This is a genomic window from Streptomyces sp. NPDC047042 (assembly GCF_040644035.1).
Taxonomy (GTDB): Bacteria; Actinomycetota; Actinomycetes; order Streptomycetales; family Streptomycetaceae; genus Streptomyces.
In genome coordinates this window covers 15,595-33,884 of sequence record NZ_JBEYVP010000058.1, presented here as the reverse complement: position 1 = coordinate 33,884, position 18,290 = coordinate 15,595, and the positions used below count along the sequence as shown (strand labels likewise).

The following is an 18,290-nucleotide window of genomic DNA, read 5'->3' as shown; positions in this document are numbered from 1 at the left end:
TGCCCCAAGTCCCCGGCCTGCTTCAATTCACAAATCCCACAGTCACGCCCGGCCTCGCCGGGGCCCGGACCTCCGTGGTGCCTGCCGCCCCGTACGGCGCGCGGACTCATCCTGGTGAGGGGCGCCGCCCACCATGCTGCTGGTGTCGGCGGGCAGGCCCGCGGCCCGGCGCAGGCGCCAGACCAGGACGTCGCTGACGGATTTGGCCGTGCCGAGTTCCCGCCGCGCGGTGGCGTCGGCCAGGAGTGCGGCGGGATCGTGGCCGGCGGCTTCGGCGTCGGTAAGGGTGGCGGCGAGCGCGTACCAGCCGGGCTCGGCGAGGATCTGCTCCGCCAGCTCCGGCAGGGCTTCGCGCAGTACCGTCGTCTGCCGCTGGAGGAGGGGCCGCCCCAGGTGCCGGCCGCGCTGGTAGAGGGCACCGAGCGGCTGGGTGGCAGCCAACTGGTAAGCGGCGCGCAGATGTTCAGCGGCCTGGTGGGCGGCGGCGGCCTGCTGGGCGTGGCCCTTCTTCGCGTGCCAGTGGGCGGCTGCGGTGATGAGGAAGAACAGCATGTCGATCGCCATCGCAGTCGTCGCGCCGTCCTCGCCCCGGCCGAGGGCGGGGCCGCTGCGGACGAGGTCGCGGGCGGCCTGCCGCAGCGCCCGGTCGTGCCCGCGCTCGGCCCGGACGTGGGAACGGGAGGCACGCTCGAACACGAAGGCGGCCTCGCGCAGTTGGGCCCGTGTGTGGGCGGCGGACGTCTTCGCCAGGGCGTCCAGGATCTCGCCGGCGGAGGCGATGTGGGCGGCGGCGACCGCGTCGTCGCCGTGCTCGATGACGAGTACGGCCTGCCAGGCCGCTGAGGCAGTGCGCCGACGGGCAGCTGACGGCCCGCCCGGCGCCGTACGCTCCTTCGGACCGGCTGGTACGGCGTCCTGGTCGTGGCGGCCGGTGGACCAGCGTTCCCGGATCCGGGGCAGGGACAGGTCCGGTGCGAGGCGCGCGCCGGGGTAGAAGACGGGCTCGTCGTCCTTGTTGCGGTCGTCGGGCAGCGCGACCTTGTAGCCGAGCAGGTCCCCGGAGGGGGCGGCCCGCTTGCGGATCAGAAGGCCGGCGGCGGCCAGCCGGTCGAAGAACTCCTCCTCGCTCGTCGCGCCGGCCACCGCTCGCCGTACGGTCTCGCGCAGTTCCTCCCGCGCCGTGCGCTGGCGGCCCTGGCGCTCGGCTTTGTGGCGTTCGGCGCTGGTGGGCCGCTGGGCGGCGGTGCCGTCGCCAGGTTCGACCTGGTGGAGCCCGAGTGCCCTCTCGATCAGGCGGCACTCGGCCTGGGCGCGTTTGCCCGAGCGGAAGTCGTCGGGGCGGCTGCCGTCCTCGCACACCAAGGTGGCGACGATGTGGATGTGGTCGTCCGCGTGGCGTACGGCGGCCCAGCGGCAGCCGGGCTGCCCGTCACCCGGGTCGATGCCGGTGGCGGTCACGATCCGCCGGGCGATCTCGCCCCACTCCTCGTCGGACAGGACCCGGTCGTCCGCCGTCGCGCGTACGGAGGTGTGCCAGACGTGCTTGGCCGGGCGCGCGTGCTGCGGCAGGGCCATCACGGGCTGGTCGAGAAGGAGTTGGAGGTCCTTGAGGGTGGCGTGCGGGTCGCGGCCGGGGTCGGGGGACATGCCGTCGAAGGAGGCCACGAGATGCGGGTCGATGTGCTCCTCGGCTTTGCCCGGGCCGTAGAGGTAGGCGAGCAGGCCGATCGTCCGGGAGCCGGACTTGTTGACGCTGGGGATCACGTGGCGCGCTGTTCGATCAGCCGCGCGGAGGCTTCGCGGACGCTCTCCGCGGCGCGGTGGACGGCGGCGATCGCTGCCCCCAGCTGGGGCGCCTCGGCACCGGAGTTGAGAGTCTTGACCGCCTGGTTGAGGTTGCTGCCGGCCCAGCCGAGCTTGCGGCGGCTGTCGAACAGGGCGGTGATCACTTCACGTTCGTCGGCGATCTCGGCGCTGGTGCGGTCGAGGTCGCGTGCGGCGGCGAGCGCGGATCGGGCGAGGAATCCGGCGACGGACAGGTTGCACCGGGCGGCGGCGGACTTGATCGACACGAACTCTTCTTCGTTGAAACGGGTGTTGGGCTGGTGCAGGCGCTTCTTCTCGCGCGGCTGACGCGGACGCTGACGGGCACGGTCAGCGCGCTTGCGGTGGTTGCGACGCTCGGTGGGCTTCTCCTCCTGTCCAGGCTTCGATCCGCCCTCGGTCGAAGCCTGAAGGACCTGCGCCCCCTGGTGCAGGTCCTCTCCCGCCCCCTTGGGGGTGGGGTTGGCGGAAGCTACGCTTCCGCCCCAACTTGCTCGCCCAGAGACCGAGTTGGAGTCGACAACAGCTGCCAGGGCGGTGCGGTTTGTGTTCGAAGTCGTCATCGGGTGTCCGGCCTAGTGCGGATGCGGTGCTGGATGGCGGCGGCCAATTCGACGATGTCGGACGGGCCGTCGAGTACGTGGACGGGTCCGTCGGCCCTGTGCTGGACGAGCCACTGGCAGGTCGGGACGAGCACTGCGGCATGCAGAAGCCCTCGGCGGACCAGGACTTCCGCCCAGGCGTTCGCCTCAGCGTGCGCGGGCGGATGGTGGGGATGGGGAATCACGGGTGCCTCCCGATGTGGGCGGTGGCCCGGCCGATGACCGGGTCACCGCAGCCCATAGTGCTTTGACCTGCTGCTTTGCGGGTTACCCGCACTCGGGGCAGCGCCCGACGTGGCCACTGAGAGCCCGGGCCATCCGGGCCTTGGTCGACTTGGCCTGCGTCGCGCTGGACTTCGCCGCCGGAGATCCGGCATGCAGTTCCGAGTGGGCGTGCAGGTAGCCGATCTCCCGCTCGTACTCGTGGCGGAGGCTGGCGAACTGATGGCAGGTCTTCATCGGGTGGTTCTCCTGGTCGGTGCGTTGTCGGCCTCGGTCCGCAGTTGCTGGAGGACGAGGCCGATTCGGTCGTTTCGGACGCCCTTGAGGTCTTCGCGGCGGAGGATCTCCCGCAGCTGGACCCGGGTGACGCTCTCGTTGCCGTCCCGCGAGAGCAGGGCCGGTACGTGAGGGCGTACCTGCTGGACGAGCTGGTCCACGGACTGCCCCGGTTCACGCGGCGGGCGCTGCTTCCTAGGGCTGCGGGACCGGCTACCGCGCTTTCCCTTGCTCTTGGTCTTCGTGGGTGACTGCCGACGTACGGGCATCTCGGGTCCCCGGTCCCCGGTGGTGTCGGTCCCCGTGCCAGGGGTGCTGGGTGCCCGGTCCCCGGTGTCGGTCCCCGACTCGTGACCGCTCGGTCCCCGGTCCCTTTGGGCGTTCTGAGCAGGTACTTCGCCCTCAGTGAGGCCGGTCCCCCCGTCCCCGGTGAGTGGCTGCGGGGGCTGTGGTTTGACCGCCCCGGTCCCCTCGTCCCGGTCCCCGGGAGCGTCGGTCCCCATGCCACGGTCCCCGGCCCCGGTTCCGCGGTCCCCGATTTCGGGGACCAATCCCTTTTCGGGGCGCGGTCCCCGGTCCCCGACGGACTTCGAGGCCGTGGCCGGACCGTCGTCGGGGACCGTGGTGTTCCGGGACGACGGCGCGGGGACCGTCACCGTCGTGCTGGCCTGCTGCGGGGACCAGGGGGAGGACAGGGGGACCGTGGCGAGCGCGAGCGCGTTCCGACGCGCGGCGAGTTGGCCGAGCAGCTTGTCGCGCTGGGCGGGATCCGTTCCGACCGAGGCCCGGCCGATCGCCCTCGACAGCCGTCGCGTGAGCCGACGCCCACGTCGACCCTGTTGCTGTTCGGGGGTGCGTTCGGCGAGTCGGGCAGCGAGCGACACGGCGCGGTCGGTGGCCCGGTCGCGGGTGATCTGCGCGGCATCGCGATCCCGGACGGCGATCCCCAGGCGGGACAGCAGCCGCTCACGTGCTTCACGTCCCAGCGAGGCGATCAGACCGTTGGAAGCGGCGCCAGGGGTACGCAGGCGCAGTTCGATGCCCATGGCCAGGTGCCACAGCATCGCCGCCATGATCGGTCCGACGAAGGCGCGGACAGTGCCTCCGACGGGGCCGCTCTCGGCGTAGGCCGGGATTACCTGCACTGCCGTGATGGCCCATACCAGGCTGCCCGGCAGACCGGGCGCGCCCAGGGTGGCCAGGTTCTGCCGCGCCATCAGCGCGGTCGCGAACAATGCCAACTCGGCGGCGGCGAACATGCCGACCCGCTCGGCGGTGCCGGCCATGTCGAGGTAGTCGGCGGCGAACCGCCAACTGGTGTCCGCGCTGTAGGCGGTGCAGCCGAGCGCGGCGAGCGCGGCGACCTTGACCGCCGGGCTGCCGAGACGTTTCTTCGGGCGCGTCTGCCGGTGGCGCGGTACCCAGGCGGACAGGGCCACCGCCACGGCTGTGGCGGAGACGCCGAGGGCGAGGAAAAAGGTGAAGTCGGGGACGGCACCGAGGGACCAGGCGATGGAGCGGGTCATGCTGCCTTTCCGAGAGGGATGTGCGCCGCGTCGGGCTTACCTAGCGGGGATACCAGCTGCTGCGGGCCAGGTGTGGAGACCGCGGTCCGGCTGGCCCGTGGAGCGGCCTTCTTCCTGTTCTTCTTGGTCTTCTTGTTCTGCTTGTACGGGTTCGGCGGCACGCCGAGGCAGTTGTCGCGGTCGAAGACCTTGTTGGCGGCCTGCCGCAGCAGGTCGCGGGCGTGCTTGTGGCCGATCTGCAGGGCGGCGGCGAGCCGGTCGGTGCGCCAGCCCCGGGCGTAGGCGTGGTCGACGACGATCTGGCGCTCGGCCTTGGTCAGGTGCACGTCGCGTCCGTTGAAGAAGGCGATCACCCGGCCATAGTCGAGGCGCTGGGGAAGGCCCTTGTGCCAGGGTTCGCGCTCGGCCTCGGTCAGCCCGCCCCACACCCCTTCCTTCAGGTCGTTCTCCAGGGCGTAGTTGAGGCAGTCGCGGCGGACCGGGCACAGCCCGCACAGCTCCTTCGCCTCGGCGATTTCCTCGTGGTCGCGGGGCAGCGGGAAGAAGACGGCGTCGGCGTCCTCGGGGTCCATGCCGTGGCACACCCCGTGGGTCTGCCAGCTGGTGTCGCCGATGCCGCGCAGACCGGTGGCCGGCGCGTGGTGGGCGGTGATGTGGCGCAAGGTGGTCTCCCAGGTGCTGCCGCGTCGGCCGGTGGGGGCCGGCGTCGTTGGACGCGGCGTTCGGGACCGGCTGCGGATAGGGGGTTCCGCGGCCGGAGGGGGAAGGAGGGGGCTGTGGTGTGCCGGGCGGTTGCGCACCGGCGGGTGGGCCGGTCAGGCCATCGCGGGCTGCTGGGCCTGTTGGGCTGCGAGGTCGCGGCGGCAGTGGTGCGGGTTCGGGCGCGCCGTATTGCCGCGGGCCAAGCCGTCGGGGTCGACGCGCCGACGGCGGCACGGCTCGCCGATGGGCGCCTCGCACCACGTGCAGCGGACCGAGAGTGCGTCCGGCAGGCCCTGGGCGATTGCCTCCTCGCGTGCAGCCCGGGCCGGCCACAATCGGGCGAGGTCGGCTCGGGCCTCGGGCGGGATGCACGATCCGACTTCCCGCAGCCGTGCCTCCAGCTCGGGGTCGATCTGGCGAGCGCTGGTGATCGCCCTGGCCTGCGCGGGCTGCGTGGTGCCGGAGGCGACGGCGCGCCGGGTGCCGACCAGCTCGGCGGTCCAGGCCACCTGGTCGTCGGGGTCGGCGGACGGGGTCGGGTCGGTGTGCCGGGAGAGGCGGTCACGCCGGTAGCTGTCCCACGGGCGGCCGATGTCCGCGGGCAGGATCTGGTACGGCGAGGTGCGGATGTGCCGGCGGGCGGCGGTGCGGGCGTCCCAGCCGTGCGGCGTGGCCAGCGGTACGTCGCCGAGCAGTTCGTGCCACTGGGCGAGCTGATCGCGGGCCTCGCCCTGGTCGGTGCGGATGGTGCGGGGGTCGAGGCGTCCGATGTAGGCCAGCAGGGCGGCCGTTTCGCGGCGGTCCATGGCTACTCCGTTCCGGTCGGCTCGTCGAGCGCGGCGAGGAGGGCGGCGGTGTGGGCCTCGGCGCGGGTCATACCGCCGGTCGGGCCTGTGCCGTTGCCGGATAGGGCGGCGGGGCTGGGGCGGCGGGGGGCGTGTTCGCGGGCGATCCAGGAGCGCCAGTCGGCAGCCCACGCGGAGGCTCGGCGGGCTTTGAAGTCCGCGCGGTGCAGGCGCCATTTCGCGTCGGCCGCTCGCAGTCCCTCCTCGCCGAGGCGGTCGAGGTGTCCGTTCTCGCGAGCCCAGGCGTGGGCGGCTGGGTCGACCTGCCACTCGTCTGCCGGGGTGACCGGGGTACCACTACTGCTGTACCTACGGTTCACCTTCGGTTCACTACGGTTCTGGGGGCCGGTTTCCGGTACACCGGGGTGCCGGTTTCCGGGAGGTCGACGTGCCGGTTTCCGTTGGGAAGTGCCGGATTCCGGACCTGCCGGATTCTGGGACCTGGCAGGGGAATCCGGTACCTCGCGGGGGCGGATTCCGTACCGCCGCAGGGCCGAGACGCGCAGTGTCACGTCAGGCTCGGCGTGCGCGTCCGTCGCTGGAGCTGCGTGGTCCGCCTCGTCCTGGAGGGCCGCGTCCGCCAGGACTTCGGCTGTGGCGGGCAGGCGGTAGACGGTGCTGCGCTGGGGGCCGGTGAGGTCGTCGAGCTGCTCCAGCTCGCCGGCGGCGAGCAGCCGGTCGAGCGCGTCGCGCACCGTAGACCGGGAGGCATTCGTACGCTCTGAAAGGCTGGCCAGAGAGGCCCAGGCGATGCACTGCCTGTCGGCCACCCGGTCGGCGATCGAGAGCAGGACCAGGCGGGCCGTGCCCCTGCTCGTGCTGTGTTCCCACACCCAATCGCGGGCCTCGCTGCTCATCGGCCGCTCCCGTACGGGAAGGCGGACCGGCGGGTTGCCGGGGCGGCGGTGGTGTTCTCCTCGGGGTGCGACGCCGCCGAGGAGGATGAGGCTGCCGCGCGGACCAGACGGTCGGGCCTTTTGCGCAGGGCAGGAGGCATGTAAGAATCCCCTTTGTAGTGTTGCCACGCTGATGCGCCCGGTGGAAGGGATCAGCGTGGTGAAGATGGGCAATCTCCGCCCTTGCCGGGGCGGTTGTGCCGTTGAGCGCTCGGCGTCCGGGAGTTAGCGCTCCCGGGCGCCGCCGCTGTATGCGGCCCTACACGTCTTGTGGGTACCTGCCGCGCTCCTCACGTTTGTTGACCCAGGTGGGGTGCCTGGGGGACGACGAACATACGCACGAACCCGTTTCAAGATCTAGAGTTGGTTCTTAAACTCTGCACTAGTTGCAGAGCGTGACGTGATGGCCGGGTTTTGTGATCGCCAGAAGGCGCGGCCGTGTCCACGCGAAGCGTCCGAGTGACTGTAGCTGTAGTCGCCCAGAGTGCCTGGAATGCGGCAGCGCGCCTGATTCTCGGCACGCTCCAATCAGTCGCATCGCGCAGGGGATTGCGCACCTCGGCCTTCCGTGTACGCCCCACGAAAGCCGCGCCGGCTCCCGCTTCTTTGCCGGAAATTTTCTCAGAACGGCTCGGCTTGAGCTTTCTCGGAGGTTCCGCGACGTAGGGCCCGTGTATGAAAGGGACGTGAAATCTGCTGCGAGCGGGCCTCCCGTCGATCTATTGAACCGATTGCGCATGTGAATACACGACTCTTGAGGGAAAGCTCCCCAAGTCAACCGAAGTGTGCTGACGGTGGAGAACTTGTCATATCCGGGGCGTGCCAGTCAACACCAGTCAACGGTGGCGTACGGTGGTGGTGTCACAAATGTCGGACACAGGGGGAAGTTGATCATGAGTGGCTTGTCGGGGCGGGCTTCCGCCGATGAAGGGGCCGTGTTCCGTGAGCGGCTGAACTGGCTGTTCGAGCACGTTCACCCTCCGCGGCGAGGGGTCTACAGCAACAAGGAGGTTGCCGCACGGATTGCCGGTTTCGGAGGCTCGCTCTCCGACTCCTATATCTCGCTGCTGCGCACCGGGAAGCGAGTCAACCCGTCCGCGGAGACCAAGGTGTGGCTAGCCCGGGCGTTCGGATTCCCGCGCGACTTCTTCGATGACGGCGACCTGGCAATCGAGGCGATGCGCCAGTTTGCTGAGGTCAAGTCGAAGCAGGCCGGGATCGAGAGCGTCCTCTTCCGAATGATCGGGCTCTCCGAAGACGGATTTGCCCAAGTCCTAAAGGAAGTTGACAGGGTGAGAGAACTTGAAGGGCTCCCTCCAGAGCCCGAGTGACACCCTGTCAAATAGACCCAGAAGAATGAGAAACAGAGAGAACTATGTGGTCGTCCCCGCGTCAACAGTCAAGTCTCTTGACGGAATTGAAACTCCCTCAGGTCGCAAGCGTCCGTGACCTCCGGCACGAAGTTACCCGCCGGACAGGGCGCGCGGTGCACATCGAGGCGGCCCAGACCGTTCCGGTGCGGCGGTGCGGCGTCACGTTTGTCACCCGGAGCGCCTTCTACATCTTCTTCGACTCGCGGACAAGCCGTGCCCACCAGGACCACGTCATCGGCCACGAGATGGCCCATCTGTTTCTCGGTCACCACGAACGCGGCCAGGTGCCCGCAGCGGAGCCGCAGGACCTCGCTCCACTGCTCGACCCAGACTTGGTCGAGATGATGCTTGGGCGCAGCAGCTACGAGGAGGCCGAGGAGCACGACGCCGAGCTCCTCGCCTCCTACCTGTCCGGCCGCGTCATCGAGCACCGTCTGCGCACTGCGTCCCCGGCGGGCGACGACATACAGGAGCGGGTCGCCCACACTCTGCTCAGCCGCAGAGGGAGCGACCGGTGAAAGACCTCCTGCATCCAATTAGCCTGACCGTGGCGCTGGTCGGCCTCGCATTCCTACTCAGAGACCTTCCCGCCCGGCGCAGGGACACCGCCTGGGCGGCGCTGACGGCCGTCTACCTGCTCTCGGCGCTCAGCTTCCTCTTCTCGATCAGCCCCATGTGGCGGGCCATCGACGACACTCTCGGCACGCGAAACTTTGCCGTGCCGTTGGCCATGAGCTGCGTGGTGGCACTGATGGCCTGCCAACAGGTTGTCCTCAGCCACTGGGGATCACCCGCCGACCGGGCGCGGCGCATGTCGCGGTACTGGCTCAGCTCCGGCGCCGCCGTCATCAGCGGGTTGTTCGTGCTCTTCTTCTTGCTGACACCAGCCGTCGAGCGGCCGACAGACTTCACCCTCTACTACGCGCACGACCACATCTACGCGACCTACCTGACCCTCTACATCAGCGCCTACACCTTCGCCGAGCTTTACCTGTCCGTGGCGTGCTGGCGCCTGGCGAGCCGCAGCCCCCGCACGGCCGTCCGCATCGGCCTGAAGGTCGTCTCCGTCGGAGCGGCCGTCACCCTGGGCTACAGCGCCGTCCGCATTGGCAACCTGATCGCCGCCGCCATGGGAACCTCACTGGCCGGCTGGGAAGACTTCGCCTGGATTTGCGGTGACATCGGCACCATCCTCACCCTCGTCGGCTGGCTCGTCCCCACCCTCACCGCCCAGGCGCAGCGCACCGCCTACTGGATCGGCCTGAGACGGGCCCACCGCCAACTGCACCCGCTGTGGCTCGCCTTCCACCGGGCCGTACCCGAAATAGTCCTCACACCCAACGACTCCACGGCCACAGGACGCCCACCCACACAGGGCATCTCCTTCCAGGTCTACCGCCGCGTCGTGGAGATCCGCGACGGACAGACAGCCGTCCGCCCCTACCTTGACCACGACGTGCGCAAGGACAGCGAACAGCGGCACCGAGCCGCTGGCCTCTCGGGAGACGAACTCCACGCTGCCATAACCGCTGACCAGATCCGCGCCGCCCTCACCGCCCACACACACGGCACGCCACCGGCCCGGTCTACCGACTTCGCCGACCAGAACATGGAATCCTCCCACCCCATCGAGGACCTCACTGTCCTGAGCGCCGTCGCCCGGCACTTCGCCCGGCACGAGCGCTCCACAGCCCGCGAGGATGTTCTCCGGTGACCACTGACTACACTGCCCTCCCGGCCCACGCCCAGCTCAGCGCTCTGAACCGGCGTCTGATCTCCAGCCGCGAACTGCTCGATCTCCACCTTGACCGGATCGACGCAAGCACTATCAACGCCGTCGTCACCCGGGACGACGACGCCGCCCGGCACGCAGCCCACACCGCCGACGAACGCCGTGCCCGCAGGCAGAAGACCGGCGCCCTCGACGGCCTCCCCCTGACCATCAAGGACAGCTTCGAGACGGCCGGACTGCGCACCACCAGCGGTGCCGAGGAGCTTCAGCACCACGTTCCCGATCGGGATGCCGACGCGGTCGCAAGGCTCCGCCACCAGGGGGCGGTGATCATGGGCAAGACCAATACCCCCACGTACTGTCAGGACCTCCACACCGACAACGCACTCTTCGGCCCGACCCTCAACCCGCGCGACGCGGCCCGCACGGTCGGCGGCTCCTCCGGCGGCCCCGCTGCAGCAGTCGCCGCCCACCTCACCCCCGCCGACCTCGGCAGCGACCTCGCCGGCTCGCTCCGCCTGCCGGCCCACTACTGCGGGGTATACGGCCTGCGCCCCACCCGCGGACTCATCCCCGCCCGCGGCCACATTCCCCGGCCGCCGGGCTGGCTCACCAGCAGCGACATGGTCACCCCCGGCCCCCTGGCCCGCCACCCCCGAGACCTCGACCTGCTACTCAGCGCTCTGACCACCCCGGCACCGTCCGAGAACACACCATGGCGCGTAGATCTGCCGACGTCCGGCAGGAGCGTCGAACAGCTGCGCATGGCGATCTGGGCCGAAGACCCGAACTGCCCCGTCGACCAGGAGACCGCCCAGGCCCTCAGCACCCTTGAAGAAGCGCTGACCGCAGCCGGAGTCCTGGTCCGCCACACCTCAGGACCTGTTCGGTTCGCTGCCTCCACGCGCCTGTTCGAACAGCTCCTGCACGCCACCGCTACGGCCACCGCCGACGACGGAATGGCTGCTGCTGAACTCGCCGCCGCGCGACAACTGCAGGACGACGACTCCAGCCCCCGCACCGCCTTCCTGCGCCACCGGACCCAAACCCACCGCTCCTGGCTGCGTGCGAACGAAGAACGCGCCCGACTCCGATCGGACTGGCAGCGGTTCTTCACGGAGCACGACGTCCTCGTCACACCAGTCGCGCCCACCGCTGCCATCCCGGCAGGCAGCCGCACCCTGGTGGTCGACAGCGAGGAACGGAGCTTCTTCGACCAGACCGGCTGGGCCAACCTCACCAGCCACATCGGCCTCCCCAGCCTGGTTGTACCCGTGACCACGACCACCGGGGGACTGCCCATTGGTGTTCAGATCATCGGCCGGCCGTACGAGGACCGCGTTCTGCTTGCAGTGGCGGACCAGCTGTCATCCCTGCTTCGTACCTGCGCGTGAGGACGTGGTCGCCGTTCCGTGCTGGCGCCCGCCCCGGGTCCGCTGAAGATGTCTTGGAAGCATATGGCCACGTTGAGTGAGCAGGTGGAGAACCTGATCGAGAGTCGGCAAGCTTCAATCGGACTCGCCCCGGAATGAAGCATCCGAGGGCTGGCCGAAGGCGTCCGCTGGCGGTCGAGCTCCCGGAGGAGGAGAGGGGCTGGTCCGACCTCGTTGATGAGGCCGAGAAGGATTGGCCAGCGACCTCTTTTCTGGCGTACAACTTTATGTTCTGCGTCATCACGGTGAATTTCACATGGCCAACTCCACGAGGCTCAGGTGTGGTCGCTGAGACAAGGCGGGCCGTCGGGCGATGCCCGGGGCGGAATCAGGTACGGCGGCGGGCCTGGATGAGCTGGTCGACAACCGGGTCACCGTCGTCACGGGGCAATAGGTCGATACCTTCAACGGTGAACCCGTACTCGCCGAGCAGGCCCTCCCACACCTGGGGAGAAAGAACCCATAGGTCGACATCCAGCGGCTCCAGCCCCTTCAGCCGGACTTGGAGCCGACGGGGCTCGACGGACTCTGACGGGCCACTTTCGTGCATGTCGGTGTGCAGGACGGAGAAGACGATTCGTCCCTCCGGCCGCAGCCCGTGGTGGGCGGAGGGCAGGACCCGGTGGGGATCGAGGAAGCCGATTCCGTGGATCGAGTACACGAGGTCGTACGCCTGCGCCTGCCACAGGAGTTCGACGGCGTCGCCGCACAGGTACCGTACGCCGGGGAGCGAACCGTACTGGGCGAGAGCCCGCTGGTGCTGAGTGGGTGAGATGTCGATCGCGTCGACGAGGGCCCGGTGGTCGCGGGCGAGGTGTGCGGCGTAATGGCCGCCGCCACTGCCGACATCCAGAATCCGTTTGCCAGCGACGTCCCCGAGCACGGCGGCGCCTGGGCTCTGGCCGCCGGGTGCGCCCCAGTTGAGCTCACCGGGGTCTGGGGTCCGGTATTGGCGGTCCAGTTGGAAGCGGCCGTACGTCGTCCAGGCCCGCAGGTTCGTCATCTCCGGGGAGTTGCATCCGATGCACGATCCCGGATCGTCTGAGCTGGGGAGCTGCGACTTCAACGTACCTCCCTTGAATGGTGGTTGCTGTCCTCTGGTCTGCCCAACCACAGTGGATCCAGCACTGGATGCATGATTCGCGCACTCTCTGCAAGTGAGAGGGCATGGCGACGACTACCGACCTGAGCGGAGGCTCCGCGCTCCTGGTGCTGCCGCACGGCGTGTGGCGGCTGGCGCCTGCAGCCGAAGACGATCAGAGACCGGCAGATGGCGGTGCGCCGATTCAATGCCTCCGCCGAAGCGTACCCGTGGCACTGGTCTGGCGCCGCGATGGACGAGTAGACGATGTACCTGATCGCGGAGCTGCACCGGGCAGAGTCGACGACCACACCTACCAGACCGCGGTGCGGATGTTCTGCGACTACATCAGCTCGCCGCGCTAGCGGTGGCCACAGAATTGTGAACTGCGTTTCGGCGCGAACCCGGTGCAGATCTGCCATGGGTGGGACACCGCCGCCCACCTGGTTGACTATGAGGTCGGCCCGTCTCGCTGGCCGATGACGCGCGAGGAGATTCAGTGCTTCCTCGACCACGCCGACACTCAGGTCGACCGGGCGATCCGACTGGGCTGCAAGGAGGTGTTCGCCGAGTACCGGGACGCACTGCCTTCAAGGTCATTTACGGCTGGGGACTGCGCTGCACGGAGACCTCAAAGCTCGACCTCACCGACTGGTACCGCAACCCCAAGGCGCGGGAGCTGGGCCGGTTCGGGTCGCTGCAGGTGCGCTGGGCAAGCGTGATGCAGGGTGGTTCTCTCAGTGGTTCGGGGCCAGTTCAGGCCGGGCGTTGACAGCATCGCGCAAGAAGCTGCGCTTGGAGTAGAACGTGCCTCGTTTCGCCCAGCCTCGTTCGGTCAGGTAGTCCAGGAGCCAGCGATTGATGCGCTCCATCTCCCGCAGCACCCCGTCCTCGTCGTGGTCCAGGAGGCTGCGTGAGCGTCGGTATTCCATCTCGCACTGCATGAGCACGACCTCGGGAGCTGCCAAGAGCGAGCAGTGATCGAAGAAGATGCCGTAGACGTGGCCGGTGCGCATCGATTCGCACTGGACGTCGTATCGGACGCGCCGGAAGGGCGGCATAGCCCGCACGTCCAGGCCCAACGTCGAGCGTAGGTACTCCTCGAAGCCGTCCGGTGTGACCTCGATGTCGGGATAGAGCTGCTCACGGCGGGCAAAGGTGTCCTGCGAGAACCACTTGCGCTTCAGCACGTGGCTGCCGTCGACCGTGGGAATGAAGGAGGCGTAGCCGCGGTCCGCGTCGGGTCCGGTGACGTCGAACATGTGGTTGTCGAAGCGATGGATCTGGAATTCCTCCCGGTACTCCGGCCGGCAGTCGGCCAATTCGCCATGGCGCAGAGCTTTCAGCAGTTCCATGGAGGCTGCCCAGATGTCCGTGGTCGGCTCCAGGTTGTACTTGTACTCCAGCTCCGTCCCGGCAAAGTGGGTGCGGAAGTACCGCAGGTGGTTGTTGAGCCGGAGCTCCGACTCCGCGTGCGCAGCCTGGGCCGGATCCAGCCAGCGCAGGGCCACCACTGGGCCCTCACCGGCCGGTTCGCGGGAAGTACGCACGAAGCAGGCGTCCTCGGCATAGAACCGGATCTGGGCGTACACGTGGTAGCCGCCCGGATGTTCGGTCAGGTAGCACAGCGGTACGAGGCCAGGGGCTGCCGCCTCACCGACCATCTCGCTCAGACCGTGGCCAGCGATGGCGTCGGGGAACAGGGCGCTGCCTTCGATTCGGCCTGTTCCGAGTGGCCTGCCACTCGCGGTCAGGGCGCTGACCGGGCACGCACCGAGCGTGTCCCACTTGATGACCACGGTTGTGCTCGGTACGCAGACCTCCTGCGGCGTCACCCTGACAAGCACGATCGGTTCGTCTGTGCGGCGCGGAGTGGTCCCGTTGAGCAGGTGTATTCCTCCCAGGACAACCCAGGCGCCTCGCGTCACCGTGTCGCTGATGGCTGGTACCCCTTTGCTGGTACGGACACCGTGCCGGTGTTCTCTGTGTTGACTGCGGCGGTGCTGTCGCGCTGCCTGCCGGACTTGCTGTTGGCCAGGGGGTGCCTACTCGCTTAGCTCATCTGGATGGCCTGGCGGCCGTTTCCCCTGGGCGCACATGGCTTCGGCGTAGGGTGTGCTGAGTGATTCATCAGATGACCTTGGACGCGGCTGTCGCCGATGCTCGTCTTGCTGCGCTGGAGTTCGACAACGCTCGAGCATGGCTGGAACGGGCTCGTCAAGAGCCCATGGAGCCGCTCGCTGCCGAGGTCTGGGTCACTGACCCTGCTTTCAGTCACGTCTTGCTCGTGAAGCACCGTTGGCGCGGGTGGGTACCTCCAGGCGGCAAGGTCGAGCCCGGTGAGACGCCGCGGTCCGCTGCGCGCCGTGAGCTCGAGGAGGAGACCGGTCTGCGGGGTGCGCTGCTGCCCGTACCGGCAGCCGTCTCCGTCCGTTCTTACCGTGCCGACTGGTCGCCGACGCTGGGCCTGTCGTACGCCGCCATCGTCGGCCGTGATGTGCCGCTCGGTGGGGAGAGCGGCCAGCCGGCGGCGTGGATCGATCTGGATGAGGAGTGGGAAAGCACCTTCCCGGACGACCGCGACCGCATCCGCGCGCACGTGCGCCAGTTGGCTGCCGGGCGTTCGGTTGGGGCGCGCTGAGCCTCGCAACCGGCTAACGGTCAGATGACCGTATCGATCAGGCTCAGGGTGTCGGCGGGCATCGTTACGAGTTGAAGGTCGTGCAGGAAGCGGACCCACACTGGCGCTAGGCCGGGCGTCTCCGTGAACTCTCGCTCGCTCAGGCGCCCTGTGGCGTAAGCAGCGGTCCGCTGCGCATGCTGCTGGAGCTTGTCGGGGTGTATCCATCGGGGGGCGCGTACCTCTCGGGCGGAGGGTCGGATCGGTCCGGATGCCTGGGCCTGGTAGATCCACCAGTTGTGGCCCACACGGTCGACGGCCGGGCGGCGGCACCGGTTGGGCCGCCACATGGTCAGCAGAAGGTGCAGGTGCGTGACGGCCAGGCCGACCTCCTCGGCGGTCTCCGCGTGGGCGGCCTGCTCGGGGCTTCCGTGCTGGTCGACATGGCCGGCGACCGGGGCGATTCCGGCCGGGGGCGTGGCCCGTTCGAAGACCAGGAGGCCGGCCGGCGAGGAGATGAGCACCCCGACGCTGGTGTGGTCGCAGCAAGGTGTCTCGCTGTCGTGGTCGCCGGGGCGGGCTGGGGTGGTCAGCGTTGCTCCCGGGGCCGTTGGGCGGTCACGACGAGCCAGGTCGTCACAGTCGCTGTGTCGGGCGTGGTCAGGGCATACGCCTTGGTCAGGATGTCCATGCGCTGCTCGTGGCTGAAGTCGCCGTCAGGTCGGGCGAAGATCGGGATCGACAGCCACGCCTTTTTCTCGGCCATCGTGCTGTGCTGGGCGACGACCTCGATGTCGAGGACGGTCATCCCGGCGGAGGCCAGATGCTCAGTGACCTCCTCCAGAGGCAGCTTGGGAAGCGTGTAGGCGGCCGGAGGCGGGGCGTAGCCGTGTTCGCGGGCTGCGACCTGCCGAATGAGCGTGTGCAGTGAGGGTGCGATGCGCGCTGCCTGCTCGTCTGAGTGGCGGACTCCGGCGAAGCCGCCTCCGATGTTGAACACGAAGCGGCCGCCGGGGCGCAGGACTCGGCCAACCGCAGCGGCCACGGCCTCGACGTCGGTCTTCCAGATCGCCGAGTTGCACACCACGGCGTCGGCCGGGCCCGGAATGTGATCGGCCAGGTCCTCGGCCCGTGCGGTAACCCAGGTCAGGCGCGGGTCCGTCAGGGTGCGGCGGCCGACGCGCTGCATGGCGGCGGCGTTGTCCAGGGAGATGACGCGAGCCTGGGCGGGGGCGAGTTCGAGGATGGCCTCGGCGGTCGCGCCGGCCCCGCCGCACAGGTCGACCACCAGGCGGCTGTCGGCGAGGTGGGCGCGGCGGGCGAGATCGCGGCTGGTGGCGCTGTACATGGGGAAGTCGCGGGTGAAGGCGGCGTAGGCCTCGGCGGTGGTGTCCTCGTCCCAGCCGAGGACGGCGTCCTGTGGTGCCATCGTGGGGTGCCTCTTTAGGTGAGGACCCCGGCCCGCCGGCCGGGCCAGGGCCGTATCAGGGTCAGAACAGGGATGCCTGGACGGCCGTGCTCGGGGAGGCGAACGGGCCGAAGGTGATGCGGCGGCCCTTGAGGGCGCCGAAGTCGAGCACGTAGCCCACGTGGTCGTCGCTGTCCAGGACAGCCAAGGTCTGGGAGCCGACGCACGAAACGGGGGTGAAGCCGTGCTCGCCCTCACGCAGATCGTGCGGGTAGAGAACCCGCTCGCCGTCGGCGGTGCGCAGGCGGTCGCCCTCGGCGGGCGGTGCCCATGCCTCCCGCACCGCAGGGATGTTCATGTCGGCCAGGGCGTCGGTGGCGCGTTCGACATCCTTCTCGTGCGCGGCGCGGGCCGTGGACAGGTCGTTCAGGTCGGCCAGCGCCCGGAGCTTGCCTGCGGCGCGCACCATCTGGGGCACGTTCAGGTGGCGGGTGAGGGCGTCTTCGAGGTGACGCACGGCGCGGCCATCAGGGCTCTTGGCCAGGTAGGTGGCGAACAGGGCGCCTTGTTCGTCGAGTCGGGAGCGTTTGCGCGGCTCGGCCGCGGTGCCGACCTTGGTGGCGCCGTCGGCGAAGGTCGCCAGGTACAGCCAGTGCGACTGGGCCATGTACCGGAAGAGAGCCTCCGGGGCGTGTCCTCCCTGGTGGAACTGGTGGGCGAAGCGGAAGTCGTCCTGTCCGGAGCACCTGGTGCACTGGCCGCTCTGCTCGGCCAGCGCGCGGTCGGGGCAGGCGACGGGCTCGACGCGGACGGCGTCGGCGAACTGGTACCGGCCGGTGCACCACCGGCCGGGACCGCTCACCTGGTACCCGAGTCGCTGGTTCATGATCTCGGCGTAGGCCAGTGGGCCGCTGGGCAGCGGGGCGAGCAGCAGCCGGGGGGCTCCGGTCGCCCAGGTGACGCCGTGGCAGACGTACTTGCCATCGCGGGGTGGGTTCGCTGGCATGGTGCGTTCCTCGTGGTGGTGTGCGGTCAGATGGTGAGCTGGAGGTGGTCGGCGAGGGCGCTGGCGGCGGTCTTGAAGACCGTGTTGCGGTCCATGTCGGTGACGTCCAGGGACAGCCATCCGCCACGCTGCTCCTGTTCGCGCAGCTGGGCTAGGACGCTGTCCTGGTAGCGGATGAAGTCCTCGTCGCCGCCACCGGAGTGGCCGGTCTCAAGCGAGGTGAACGAGCCCTTCCGGGCGAGGGCTTCGCGGGCTCCGATGCTCAGGAAGATCACCAGGTCGGGTTCGGTGAGGTGAGTGAAGACCTGCTCGGCGAGGCGGGTGGAGACGTCCGCGTTGACGGTGTAGCGGGCGAGGATCTTGTGGTGGGCGTTGTCGAGGATCACGTGGGTGCCGGCGGCGAGGGCGGGCTGGATCACGAGCTTGTCCTGGAGGGTGTACCAGGCAGCCAAGGCCAGTAGCCAGTAGTGGTCGCCGCACGCCTGGGCGACTCGCGCATCACGGCGGTAGACGACCTCGTTGAGATGGTCGACGTAAGCGGACAGCTCCGGGTCCATGGGGACTTCGGTGCTGTGCTTGCCGATCAGGAGCGCCTGGTGGCCGGCGTCGGTCAGTGCACGGTGCAAGCGGCTGGCGAGGGTGGACTTGCCGGCCCCGTCGATGCCGGTGATCGTGATCTCCCGTCCACGCGCGGGGGTGGCGGGGTGTGCTGCGACCGTCATGGTCGTTGTCCTCCGTTGGTGT

19 protein-coding genes are annotated in these 18,290 nt (G+C 69.2%); 5 read left to right on the top strand and 14 right to left on the bottom strand.

Annotation, left to right across the window (positions count from 1 at the left end; all coding sequences use genetic code 11):
* Nucleotides 1-42: 42 nt before the first annotated feature.
* From ABZ855_RS43710 to ABZ855_RS43675, 8 genes are all read right to left on the bottom strand, one after another.
* Nucleotides 43-1,764 carry a relaxase/mobilization nuclease domain-containing protein gene (locus ABZ855_RS43710; protein WP_360818050.1) on the bottom strand — a complete coding sequence of 574 codons (1,722 nt, stop codon included), beginning with the start codon at nucleotides 1,762-1,764 and terminating at the stop codon, nucleotides 43-45.
* Entirely contained in the window at nucleotides 1,761-2,387 is a 627-nt protein-coding gene (locus tag ABZ855_RS43705) for a hypothetical protein (RefSeq protein WP_360818047.1), read from the bottom strand. The genes ABZ855_RS43710 and ABZ855_RS43705 overlap by 4 nt, the downstream gene beginning before the upstream one ends.
* Entirely contained in the window at nucleotides 2,384-2,611 is a 228-nt protein-coding gene (locus ABZ855_RS43700; RefSeq protein ID WP_360818044.1) for a hypothetical protein, read from the bottom strand. Before ABZ855_RS43700 ends, ABZ855_RS43705 begins: the two co-directional genes overlap by 4 nt.
* An 82-nt stretch (nucleotides 2,612-2,693) precedes the next feature.
* On the bottom strand, nucleotides 2,694-2,885 hold the full coding sequence (locus ABZ855_RS43695) for a hypothetical protein (RefSeq protein ID WP_360818042.1): 192 nt from the start codon (nucleotides 2,883-2,885) through the stop codon (nucleotides 2,694-2,696).
* Nucleotides 2,882-4,450 (bottom strand): hypothetical protein, encoded by a 1,569-nt coding sequence (locus ABZ855_RS43690; protein WP_360818040.1) that lies wholly within the window; start codon nucleotides 4,448-4,450, stop codon nucleotides 2,882-2,884. Before ABZ855_RS43690 ends, ABZ855_RS43695 begins: the two co-directional genes overlap by 4 nt.
* Nucleotides 4,447-5,112, bottom strand: a complete 666-nt coding sequence (locus ABZ855_RS43685) for a WhiB family transcriptional regulator (protein ID WP_360818037.1) — start codon at nucleotides 5,110-5,112, stop codon at nucleotides 4,447-4,449. The genes ABZ855_RS43690 and ABZ855_RS43685 overlap by 4 nt, the downstream gene beginning before the upstream one ends.
* Before the next feature lie 153 nt (nucleotides 5,113-5,265).
* Nucleotides 5,266-5,958, bottom strand: a complete 693-nt coding sequence (locus ABZ855_RS43680; protein ID WP_360818034.1) for a hypothetical protein — start codon at nucleotides 5,956-5,958, stop codon at nucleotides 5,266-5,268.
* A gap of 2 nt (nucleotides 5,959-5,960) precedes the next feature.
* Entirely contained in the window at nucleotides 5,961-6,854 is an 894-nt protein-coding gene (locus ABZ855_RS43675) for a helix-turn-helix domain-containing protein (RefSeq protein WP_360818031.1), read from the bottom strand.
* Between the two features lie 974 nt (nucleotides 6,855-7,828).
* On the opposite strand from ABZ855_RS43675, the gene ABZ855_RS43670 reads away from it, so the two are divergent.
* The 4 genes from ABZ855_RS43670 to ABZ855_RS43655 all read left to right on the top strand — a co-directional run bounded on the left by ABZ855_RS43670 (nucleotide 7,829) and on the right by ABZ855_RS43655 (nucleotide 11,392).
* On the top strand, nucleotides 7,829-8,224 hold the full coding sequence (locus ABZ855_RS43670) for an XRE family transcriptional regulator (protein WP_360818028.1): 396 nt from the start codon (nucleotides 7,829-7,831) through the stop codon (nucleotides 8,222-8,224).
* 155 nt (nucleotides 8,225-8,379) lie between these two features.
* Nucleotides 8,380-8,784 carry a secondary metabolite protein gene (locus ABZ855_RS43665; protein WP_360818025.1) on the top strand — a complete coding sequence of 135 codons (405 nt, stop codon included), beginning with the start codon at nucleotides 8,380-8,382 and terminating at the stop codon, nucleotides 8,782-8,784.
* Complete coding sequence (locus tag ABZ855_RS43660) at nucleotides 8,781-9,980, top strand: MAB_1171c family putative transporter (protein ID WP_360818022.1); 1,200 nt, start codon at nucleotides 8,781-8,783, stop codon at nucleotides 9,978-9,980. Before ABZ855_RS43665 ends, ABZ855_RS43660 begins: the two co-directional genes overlap by 4 nt.
* The gene (locus tag ABZ855_RS43655; RefSeq protein ID WP_360818019.1) at nucleotides 9,977-11,392 is read left to right on the top strand and encodes an amidase family protein; all 1,416 of its coding nucleotides are present in this window, start codon (nucleotides 9,977-9,979) and stop codon (nucleotides 11,390-11,392) included. The genes ABZ855_RS43660 and ABZ855_RS43655 overlap by 4 nt, the downstream gene beginning before the upstream one ends.
* A gap of 367 nt (nucleotides 11,393-11,759) precedes the next feature.
* Here ABZ855_RS43655 and ABZ855_RS43650 read toward each other — a convergent pair whose 3' ends face one another.
* Both ABZ855_RS43650 and ABZ855_RS43645 read right to left on the bottom strand, forming a co-directional pair.
* Nucleotides 11,760-12,434: a class I SAM-dependent methyltransferase gene (locus ABZ855_RS43650; RefSeq protein ID WP_360818016.1), complete on the bottom strand. Its 675-nt coding sequence runs from the start codon at nucleotides 12,432-12,434 to the stop codon at nucleotides 11,760-11,762.
* An 815-nt stretch (nucleotides 12,435-13,249) separates the two neighbouring features.
* Nucleotides 13,250-14,359 carry a hypothetical protein gene (locus tag ABZ855_RS43645; protein ID WP_360818013.1) on the bottom strand — a complete coding sequence of 370 codons (1,110 nt, stop codon included), beginning with the start codon at nucleotides 14,357-14,359 and terminating at the stop codon, nucleotides 13,250-13,252.
* Between the two features lie 275 nt (nucleotides 14,360-14,634).
* Between ABZ855_RS43645 and ABZ855_RS43640 the strand changes: the two genes are divergently transcribed.
* Nucleotides 14,635-15,153: an NUDIX domain-containing protein gene (locus tag ABZ855_RS43640; RefSeq protein WP_360818010.1), complete on the top strand. Its 519-nt coding sequence runs from the start codon at nucleotides 14,635-14,637 to the stop codon at nucleotides 15,151-15,153.
* Between the two features lie 20 nt (nucleotides 15,154-15,173).
* Here the strand turns inward: ABZ855_RS43640 and ABZ855_RS43635 are convergent, their stop codons facing one another.
* The 4 genes from ABZ855_RS43635 to ABZ855_RS43620 all read right to left on the bottom strand — a co-directional run bounded on the left by ABZ855_RS43635 (nucleotide 15,174) and on the right by ABZ855_RS43620 (nucleotide 18,268).
* The gene (locus ABZ855_RS43635) at nucleotides 15,174-15,725 is read right to left on the bottom strand and encodes an NUDIX hydrolase (RefSeq protein WP_360818101.1); all 552 of its coding nucleotides are present in this window, start codon (nucleotides 15,723-15,725) and stop codon (nucleotides 15,174-15,176) included.
* Complete coding sequence (locus ABZ855_RS43630; protein WP_360818007.1) at nucleotides 15,722-16,561, bottom strand: class I SAM-dependent methyltransferase; 840 nt, start codon at nucleotides 16,559-16,561, stop codon at nucleotides 15,722-15,724. The genes ABZ855_RS43635 and ABZ855_RS43630 overlap by 4 nt, the downstream gene beginning before the upstream one ends.
* A gap of 61 nt (nucleotides 16,562-16,622) precedes the next feature.
* Nucleotides 16,623-17,546, bottom strand: coding sequence for a DUF2797 domain-containing protein (locus ABZ855_RS43625; protein WP_360818004.1), 924 nt, complete (start codon nucleotides 17,544-17,546; stop codon nucleotides 16,623-16,625).
* 26 nt (nucleotides 17,547-17,572) lie between these two features.
* The gene (locus ABZ855_RS43620; protein WP_360818001.1) at nucleotides 17,573-18,268 is read right to left on the bottom strand and encodes a thymidylate kinase; all 696 of its coding nucleotides are present in this window, start codon (nucleotides 18,266-18,268) and stop codon (nucleotides 17,573-17,575) included.
* Nucleotides 18,269-18,290: the final 22 nt, after the last annotated feature.

Coding starts and splice junctions, on each gene's coding strand:
- ABZ855_RS43705 (WP_360818047.1), bottom strand. CDS start 2,387: ATGACGACTTCGAACACAAACCGCACCGCCCTGGCAGCTGTTGTCGAC.
- ABZ855_RS43695 (WP_360818042.1), bottom strand. CDS start 2,885: ATGAAGACCTGCCATCAGTTCGCCAGCCTCCGCCACGAGTACGAGCGG.
- ABZ855_RS43690 (WP_360818040.1), bottom strand. CDS start 4,450: ATGACCCGCTCCATCGCCTGGTCCCTCGGTGCCGTCCCCGACTTCACC.
- ABZ855_RS43680 (WP_360818034.1), bottom strand. CDS start 5,958: ATGGACCGCCGCGAAACGGCCGCCCTGCTGGCCTACATCGGACGCCTC.
- ABZ855_RS43675 (WP_360818031.1), bottom strand. CDS start 6,854: ATGAGCAGCGAGGCCCGCGATTGGGTGTGGGAACACAGCACGAGCAGG.
- ABZ855_RS43650 (WP_360818016.1), bottom strand. CDS start 12,434: ATGACGAACCTGCGGGCCTGGACGACGTACGGCCGCTTCCAACTGGAC.
- ABZ855_RS43630 (WP_360818007.1), bottom strand. CDS start 16,561: ATGGCACCACAGGACGCCGTCCTCGGCTGGGACGAGGACACCACCGCC.
- ABZ855_RS43625 (WP_360818004.1), bottom strand. CDS start 17,546: ATGCCAGCGAACCCACCCCGCGATGGCAAGTACGTCTGCCACGGCGTC.
- ABZ855_RS43620 (WP_360818001.1), bottom strand. CDS start 18,268: ATGACGGTCGCAGCACACCCCGCCACCCCCGCGCGTGGACGGGAGATC.